This is a genomic window from Brenneria salicis ATCC 15712 = DSM 30166 (assembly GCF_003315515.1).
GTDB lineage: Bacteria > Pseudomonadota > Gammaproteobacteria > Enterobacterales > Enterobacteriaceae > Brenneria > Brenneria salicis.
Genome location: NZ_QNRY01000045.1, coordinates 21,181 through 28,821, shown reverse-complemented (window position 1 = coordinate 28,821; position 7,641 = coordinate 21,181). Strand labels below are relative to the sequence as shown.

General features: G+C 53.4%; 6 protein-coding genes and 1 tRNA gene. 6 read left to right on the top strand and 1 reads right to left on the bottom strand.

The genetic code is table 11. The annotated features are described in order from the left end of the window. Window positions 1-354 precede the first annotated feature (354 nt). The 5 genes from DES54_RS15375 to DES54_RS15355 all read left to right on the top strand — a co-directional run bounded on the left by DES54_RS15375 (window position 355) and on the right by DES54_RS15355 (window position 4,513). Window positions 355-439: transfer RNA gene (locus tag DES54_RS15375), tRNA-Leu, on the top strand. Window positions 440-657: 218 nt separating this feature from the next. Further along, on the top strand, window positions 658-1,902 hold the full coding sequence (locus DES54_RS15370; RefSeq protein WP_113868868.1) for a tyrosine-type recombinase/integrase: 1,245 nt from the start codon (window positions 658-660) through the stop codon (window positions 1,900-1,902). 396 nt (window positions 1,903-2,298) lie between these two features. Then, window positions 2,299-3,276 (top strand): toll/interleukin-1 receptor domain-containing protein, encoded by a 978-nt coding sequence (locus tag DES54_RS15365; protein WP_113868867.1) that lies wholly within the window; start codon window positions 2,299-2,301, stop codon window positions 3,274-3,276. 668 nt (window positions 3,277-3,944) lie between these two features. Then, window positions 3,945-4,217, top strand: coding sequence for a type II toxin-antitoxin system RelE/ParE family toxin (locus tag DES54_RS15360; RefSeq protein WP_113868865.1), 273 nt, complete (start codon window positions 3,945-3,947; stop codon window positions 4,215-4,217). An 11-nt stretch (window positions 4,218-4,228) separates the two neighbouring features. After that, on the top strand, window positions 4,229-4,513 hold the full coding sequence (locus tag DES54_RS15355; RefSeq protein WP_009114657.1) for a HigA family addiction module antitoxin: 285 nt from the start codon (window positions 4,229-4,231) through the stop codon (window positions 4,511-4,513). Window positions 4,514-4,644: 131 nt separating this feature from the next. Here DES54_RS15355 and DES54_RS15350 read toward each other — a convergent pair whose 3' ends face one another. Further along, window positions 4,645-5,064 carry a GNAT family N-acetyltransferase gene (locus tag DES54_RS15350; RefSeq protein WP_009114658.1) on the bottom strand — a complete coding sequence of 140 codons (420 nt, stop codon included), beginning with the start codon at window positions 5,062-5,064 and terminating at the stop codon, window positions 4,645-4,647. A 350-nt stretch (window positions 5,065-5,414) separates the two neighbouring features. On the opposite strand from DES54_RS15350, the gene DES54_RS15345 reads away from it, so the two are divergent. Beyond that, a complete protein-coding gene (locus DES54_RS15345; protein ID WP_113868863.1) occupies window positions 5,415-6,590 on the top strand; it encodes an STY4528 family pathogenicity island replication protein in 1,176 nt (391 codons plus the stop codon). Window positions 6,591-7,641 lie beyond the last annotated feature (1,051 nt).

Genomic DNA, 7,641 nt, shown 5'->3' with positions numbered 1-7,641 from the left:
TGAATGCTATGATCGGCATAACTCAGTCCGGTTGGTGATTTGTTTTGATTTGGCGATTGATCAGATCGCTCAAACCGGATTGAGTTCCCTTCAGTAATCTACTATTAGGCGCAGTTATTTAGCCTTACCCTAAATCTTAAAAAAAGGCGTTGCCGCAAAACCGGGCAACGCCTTTTTTACGTTGTGAGCAACCGAACGTTATTTGGCGGAAAAATGTGGTTTCGCTAGCTTAAAACAGCCTTAACATCTTGCCAAAGATGATTTTTTCAGCACTTAACCAGCCACCAGAAGGATTAGAGTTGCGTGTGAGTCGGCAAACGGTATAATGCACCCGTTTTCCGCATACCTCTTCGTGCCGAAGTGGCGAAATCGGTAGACGCAGTTGATTCAAAATCAACCGTAGAAATACGTGCCGGTTCGAGTCCGGCCTTCGGCACCATTAGTATACAATCAGGTCACCCAAGGGTGGCTTTTTTTGTGTCCATAATCTTCCGCTGAGTTCCATAGTCGTCTGTTAAATAAAGAAAATATTTTCATCCTCTCTGCCGCGTCGATTTCTCCCTCTTCCATGGTGGTCGTTTTTCATCCATTGACATCCGGTCCATTTGGGGGCTTTAATGGGGGCTCTTTCGGTTCGATTTACACGAGGCCCCCAAAATGCCTTTATCAGATCGCGCTGCCCACAACGCAAAACCGCTCGAAAAACCCTACAAGCTCAGCGATGCCCACGGCCTATATCTGCTGGTAAAACCGGCTGGCTCGAAATTATGGCAGCTTAAATATCGCTACCAGGGTAAAGAAAAAAAACTCTCCTTCGGCGCTTATCCGCTAATCGGTTTAGCCAAGGCCCGTGAACTGCGGGAAAAAGCCCGCGTTTTATTGGCAGACGGCCTCGATCCCGCCGAAAAGCGCAAAGAAGAAAAGCTGGCCAATGCGCCGGCGCATACCTTTGCCTCGGTGGCCCGCGACTGGCATGCCAGCAACCAGCGTTGGTCGGCGGACCATGCCGCCAGGGTGATGCATTACCTTGAGGTCTACCTGTTCCCGAGCCTGGGTGACCGCGATATCACCGAGTTGAAAATACGCGATTTACTGGAACCGCTAAAAGCGGTGGAAGCGACTGGCAAACTGGACGTGGCCTCCCGGTTGCAACAACGGGTCACCGGTGTAATGCGTTACGCCATGCAGAACGGCTTGATTGACTATAACCCCGCCCAGGATTTGGTCGGCGCGATTGCCACCCGCAAGGCAAAACACCATCCCGCGTTACCGTTGGAACAGTTGCCGGATTTTTTAGAATGCCTGGAGGATTATGGCGGCAGGAAATTAACCCGTCTGGCGGTGCAACTGGCGCTGGTGATCTTTATCCGTTCAAGCGAATTACGCTTTGCCCGCTGGCAGGAAATTGACCTGAAACGGGCGATGTGGACCCTGCCGGCAGAACGTGAGCCTATTGAGGGCGTGAAGTTCTCCCAGCGCGGTTCGAAGATGCATACGCCGCATCTGGTGCCATTATCTCGCCAGGCGGTGGTATTGCTTAAGCGGATTAGGGCGTTATGCGGTGATAACCAGACGCTGGTATTCCCGGGCGACCATGATCCTAAAAAGCCCATGAGTGAAAACACCGTTAATAAGGCGCTGCGGGCGATGGGATATGATACGAAAACTGAAGTATGTGGGCATGGTTTCAGGACAATGGCCTGTAGCGCGCTGGTGGAGTCGGGACTTTGGTCACGGGATGCGGTGGAACGGCAGATGAGCCACCAGGAGCGCAGTGGGGTACGGGCGGCTTATATCCATCGGGCTGAGCATATCGAGGAACGTAAGCTGATGGTGCAGTGGTGGGCGGATTATCTGGATGCTAATAGGGAGGGGTATGTGGTGCCGTATGAGTTTAAATAAACTCTCAATGGGCTGCCCCAAGGTGCTCGAGCGCTTCAGGCTTTAAGTTTAGACATTTTCCTAAACTGGCATAGGTGTATAGAGCATCAGAGGGCTAATGCCAGTGCAAGCGCGTTCTGTTCTTCGGTGTAACGGGACTTTTTCCTCGGCATCGCCGCCGTCAACGGAATGGTTTTATCATGCCGGATTTCCAGTTTTGGCTGTAGCAGGGTATTGGGGTAGGGTCACTGCTCCACTATTGGGGGTTAACAGATCACTCTATGATCCTCGAAACTGCTGGTGATGACTTTATGACAATACACATTTTGCCTTTGCTATCGACAATTGTGATTTTTTTCCACTTCAGTGGCAAAATAGCCTTAATAGACAGTTATGCCTCTGGAGCATCTCAACATTATGACCAGCCTTGTTTTTTCCTATTCCCATGCGGATGAAGCATTACGTAATGAACTTGAAAAGCATCTGTCACCCTTGAAGAGAACAGGGAAGATAACTACATGGCACGATCGACGCATTACTCCTGGGCAAGAGTTTGAACGTCAGATTGACAAATATTTTGCCGAAGCTGATATCATTTTGCTGCTGATTAGCAGCGATTTCATTGCTTCAGATTATTGTTATCAGGTTGAGATGTCTAATGCGCTTGAGCGTCATAAGCGTGGTGAGGCGGTGGTGATTCCGGTGATTTTGAGGGAGTGTGCCTGGCACTCGTTGCCGTTTGGAGGCATTCTCGCGGCTACTATAGACGGTAAACCAATCACTAAATTTGCCAGCCATGACGAGGGCTTTGTTCAGGTTGTCGGCGCCGTCACACGGGCCATTACTAATATGGAAGTGAAAAAGCCGCAACAGGGTGTGAATGTCCATTCTCCGGCCACCACGCATTCAGTGTTTCAGACATCTGATACTATTTTTACGCCGCGTTCTGGCAATCTGGCTCTGCCAAAGAGCTTTACGGACCTCGATAAAGATCGCGCCTGTCGTGAAGGTTTTGAGTACGTCGCACATTATTTTGAAAACTCACTAGCCGAACTTAAAAAGCGCCATGCCGGGTTAGATGTTGATTTCCATCAACCTGACGCAGATTCCTTTACTGGCACAGTTTATATGAACGGTAGCAAAGTTGGTCAGTGTGGTATCTGGCGCGGCAGTCGCCATATGGGATTGGGAGATATCTGCTACAGCCAAAGCGGTGTGACCCATAATAGCTGTAATGAAAGCCTGAGTATTGCTGATAATGGGCAGACCCTAGGCTTTCGTGCTCTGATGGGCTTTGGCTACAGCAATGCAAGAGATTCATTGCTTACCAACGAAGGAATGGCTGAGCATCTCTGGAAGATGTTTTTTGACCCAATCCAGCAACGCACCCGTTAAACACTGCAGTAACAAAATTCTGATATGAGTTGAATATTTAAATGTATAGTGAGACCCAACTGAGTTTAGGGATCACTACTGTGACGGGAGAGGCTCATTCCTCCCGATTCGCTTGCCGGGGGCGGATAATTTTGCCTTCGACAGTGAGCAGCCAGTAGTTGGCCAGCTTATCCATTCTTTTACACATCCACCCCATCGCCCTAGGCCATCACGCACCAGCGTCATGATACAAAGCTGATACACCGCAAACAATACAAGCCAGCGGGTTTTCCAAGAATGCGGGTACCGCGTCGTTCCTATTGTTAGGTGAGAACCGACACAGGATGAGTCAAATTTATGTCGTTGTTGCTGGTGTTGTCAGCACAGCCCAGGCAGCCCCGGTCTTCAAGGCTGCGACGTGGTTTCCACTACGACCGGTCCAGTCCGCTCAGCATCAATTCGAGGACGAAGTACCCATCCGGTACTGATGCTCTCTGTTTTTATCCTACATTCTGGGACCTTTGCTGTTCCGTCATCAGTATGACGGTGCTGGCATATCCTCAAGGAGAATTTATGATTATTCCCCTCGATTCCTCTGCACCGCGCTTTCAAAAACAGGTCGCTGTTGTGAAAGTGCCAACCCTGACTAACTTGAAAAGTGTAAGGAGATGCCTTACAGTGGAGGCAATATGATCCGGAGTTTCAAGCACAAGGGGTTGCAGGCTTTATATGAGCGCGGCGATCCCTCGGGTGTACGTCCCGACCATATCCCACGCTTGCGACGTTTGTTGATGTATCTGGACTACGCCGGTGCGCCAGGTGATATACCCGGCTTTGGCTTGCATCCCTTGAAGGGCAAGCGCAAAGGCTTCTGGTCGGCCAGCGTCTCAGGCAACTGGCGTGTGACATTTCGCTTTGTCGAGGGTGACGTCGAATTGATCGATTATCTTGATTATCACTAAGGAGGCCCATGATGCCGATGTATAACCCCCCCCATCCGGGGGAATCGCTGCGCGAAGACGTCTTGCCCGCCATTGGCCTGACGGTCTCTGCGCTGGCGCGGCATATCGGTTATTCACGCGGACAGTTGTCTACTGTGTTGAATTGTCATGCCGCGATCACCGCGGATCTGGCTTACCGTCTGGAGCTGGCGGGTATTGGTTCTGCACGCGTCTATCTGGCTGCGCAGGCGGCATACGATCTGTGGCAAGCGGAGCACCGTGAGCATCCCCCTATTAAGCGTCTTATATTCGCTTAGTGGTCTTTGTCATAACCAGGCCCCACGAGTGAGCTGTCCCTGCGCGTTGGCATCCGTTCCAACCGCTTGGGATCAGTTCATTGGTGGGGTCTTTTTTATCGTTGAGGCTATTCAAATTTTAGCCAATCCTCTCAGGCTGTAAGCGGCTTTGTGAAAAAGTACCACTGGTGGTGCTCTGGAATATCGTTCAGGGTCATCTGCAACTGATAGCCCTGTTTTTCATAGAACGGGCGCGCCTGGAAGCTCAGTGTATCTACCCGGGCATAGAGGCAACCGCGTGCCACAGCTTCTTGCTCTGCTGCCTGCATCAGTTTGCTACCCATTCCTTCACCCCGCAGGCTCTCGTCAACCCAGAGATAATCAATATCCAGCCAGTTACCAAAAGTATTACCTATCAGTCCTGCCACCTTGTTACCGGCATCATCGTGAGTAAACACCGCTAATGGTAAGCGATCAACGCTACCGATATGTTGACGATTGAAATTGAACAGCGGCTGGCGGATATCTTGGATATCTTCTGTACTAGGGGTTGGGGTGACGATAAGACGCATAGGTTCCTCCTTGTTATTCATCTAGATTAAATAAGAGCTGCAAAGGGGTTTGAAGCCAGCGCGAAGGTTTCAAACGCTAGGCACAGGGTGTATTAGCCCCCTGATGATCCAGACATTTTGACCCGCTTAACGGACTGGCTCTAGCAGGAATCGCGCGCGGGAAGTCACCTCAGTTGTACCGACAACAGGGGGTGCCGGGATCATAAACCAAGCCGGATGGCGATCCCAGCATGGCCGCAAACCGATCAACACGGTTGTGGTGTAGACCGCATTGTTGGCTGACGAGTGGATAAGCCTGCGATGAGATACGGGGCAACGGACCGCTGTGGCCCCAATCCCGGAGACTTCTTATGGCACACCATCATGACCACCACAACACACAAGAGCACGATACCCTGTTTACCACGCCCACCGCACTTATGCTCGATACCCGGCTCACACCACTGGAGCGCAACTGCTGGCAAGTTTTGCGCATGCTGCGCGCGGCGGAGGGTCTTAGCCCGTTGACGAGCCTGGGGCAATTGCGACGCTATCTGACCTCCACGCCGTTAGGGCAGCGCGCTGGCTTTGAGACGGCCTGGCGCGTCCTCGTGGTATTGCGGCTCACTGGCTGGATCAGCCTGGTGGGGCAGCATCGGGACCCCATGACCGGCCATGTCCTCAACGAGCTGTATCAAGTCCATGAAAGCACGCTGGCCTTCCATCAGGCGAGCGTGCTCGATGCAAGTCTCCCGGAGCTTCTGCAAACGTCCATCGGCCATGAAAATAATCAGGTCGATCGCATCGCCATGCACATCCAGGAAACGCTTGAACACATGCCCACCGCGGCTCCAATTCATGCCGAAGACCAAGGCAGCGATGATGATGAGCCACCGGCACCACGCATGCCGCCTGTCCGGGATGACCAAAACACAGCACAAGCGCCAGCACCCGGCGATCCCGTCAGCACCACAGCAGGTCCGCAGCAGACCGACCCTGTCCAGCAGACAACACACGAGCAAGGCAGTACGTATAGTAAGTATCTAAATAAAAAAGAACGTACGTACCGCGCACGCGCGCACGAGGGTGTCAGGCCGGTGTCGCCGCCAGTAGCATTGCCGCCTTGCCTGGGTAGTGCTAAGGCTGAGCAGCAAAACGATGTGCTGGCGGCCTTGCATCGGCTGCCGCCCCAGTATCGCCAGGACGTGCTGGATGAATTGCAGGCGCGCAGCCAGAGCGGCACCGTACGCAGCGTCATCGCTTACTTCTTCGGCCTGGTCAGACGGGTACTTGCCGGCGAGTTTCGCTTGTGGGCAGGCCGCAAGGCCGCACAACCGGCCAACCGTCCGCAACAGGCTGCTCCCTGCAGGATTTCGACAATCCAACGTGCCGAAGTTCGCCAGGAGCCAACCCCTAAACTCGCATCACGTGAAACCGCGCTCGCGCATATCGCAGACATCCGCAAGATGCTTAACATGCCGGTGAACGCCGGAGACTTTGCCGCTCAGGTGATGCAGGCCAAGGGGTGGCGGACCCACCCTGCCTGATGCCCGCCATGCCTTCGCGGCCTGCGGCCTAGACCAAGAGGCGCCGCCTCTTGGAACTCCGTTCTCGCCGAAGGGCAGGGGTGCAGGGGACGAACATCCCCTGCACCCAGTTGATAGGCTGATGCGCTGTATGGGCGTCAATGGTGCGCTGCGCCGGGTGCTCACCCGTTCAGTGCTCGCCAACGGCTGCGCTCCGCTGTGGCTTGCGCGCCCGCCATTGACCCCCACTTCGCGCGAATTTTTCCTGCTTGTCGGGCAATTTCTTCGGATGCCGTCGCATGGGCTTTACACTTAAGCTGCCTGCGCAGGAGCGGCATAAGCACTAGGTCGCCCCTGCGCAGGTAGCCGACAAGGCCGAAGGCCGCGTCAGTGCAGCAGTCGGGTAATGCGCATTCCTGCCTCCGCGCCTTTTCGCTTTACACGACTCCAATGCCACGCCATGGGCCGTCACTGCACGCCGCAGTGACGGCCCGGAGAATTGCAGCAACAATGCGGGTTGGCGCTGTATCCGATTTCATGCTGCGCACATGATGATGCCCTGACACACTGGCATGGCCATAACCCACCGGCAGGTTTAAATGCCGGGATACCTGGCGCAGGGCATAAGCGCCACATCGGCCGAAGTTGTCACTTCACCGATGCCGTACCCACCCGGTTGCCCATCCTGGCGTGTTTCGGCTCAACTTCGCGCGCCGCCCTTACCCATAGGGGAGCCTTACTTATCGCTGCATTGATATACCCAGCCATCATCACATCGCGCCTACCTGCGCTTCTTTTGTCGTTTCAGTTCGGCGTTATAAATGTCTATCTGGCGTAACCGCCCATCTTATTCTCATCACTTCATAGGAGGTCATTATCCAAATTGTTTGCATTGCTATTCCTTGCGGTAAACATCGTCTGGTCTTCCCACAGGAAGAGGGACGATGGCCTCATTCGCGGCAGCAGGTGATCTGAGCACCTGGCCCATGCCCTTCGGGGATCTCGCTTCAGCGAGTTGGCAATAACACTCACCTTTTTTAGCTCAGGACAGAAAACGCCATAGTCAAACAGG

Coding starts and splice junctions, on each gene's coding strand:
- DES54_RS15365 (WP_113868867.1), top strand. CDS start 2,299: ATGACCAGCCTTGTTTTTTCCTATTCCCATGCGGATGAAGCATTACGT.
- DES54_RS15345 (WP_113868863.1), top strand. CDS start 5,415: ATGGCACACCATCATGACCACCACAACACACAAGAGCACGATACCCTG.
- DES54_RS15360 (WP_113868865.1), top strand. CDS start 3,945: ATGATCCGGAGTTTCAAGCACAAGGGGTTGCAGGCTTTATATGAGCGC.
- DES54_RS15370 (WP_113868868.1), top strand. CDS start 658: ATGCCTTTATCAGATCGCGCTGCCCACAACGCAAAACCGCTCGAAAAA.
- DES54_RS15355 (WP_009114657.1), top strand. CDS start 4,229: ATGCCGATGTATAACCCCCCCCATCCGGGGGAATCGCTGCGCGAAGAC.
- DES54_RS15350 (WP_009114658.1), bottom strand. CDS start 5,064: ATGCGTCTTATCGTCACCCCAACCCCTAGTACAGAAGATATCCAAGAT.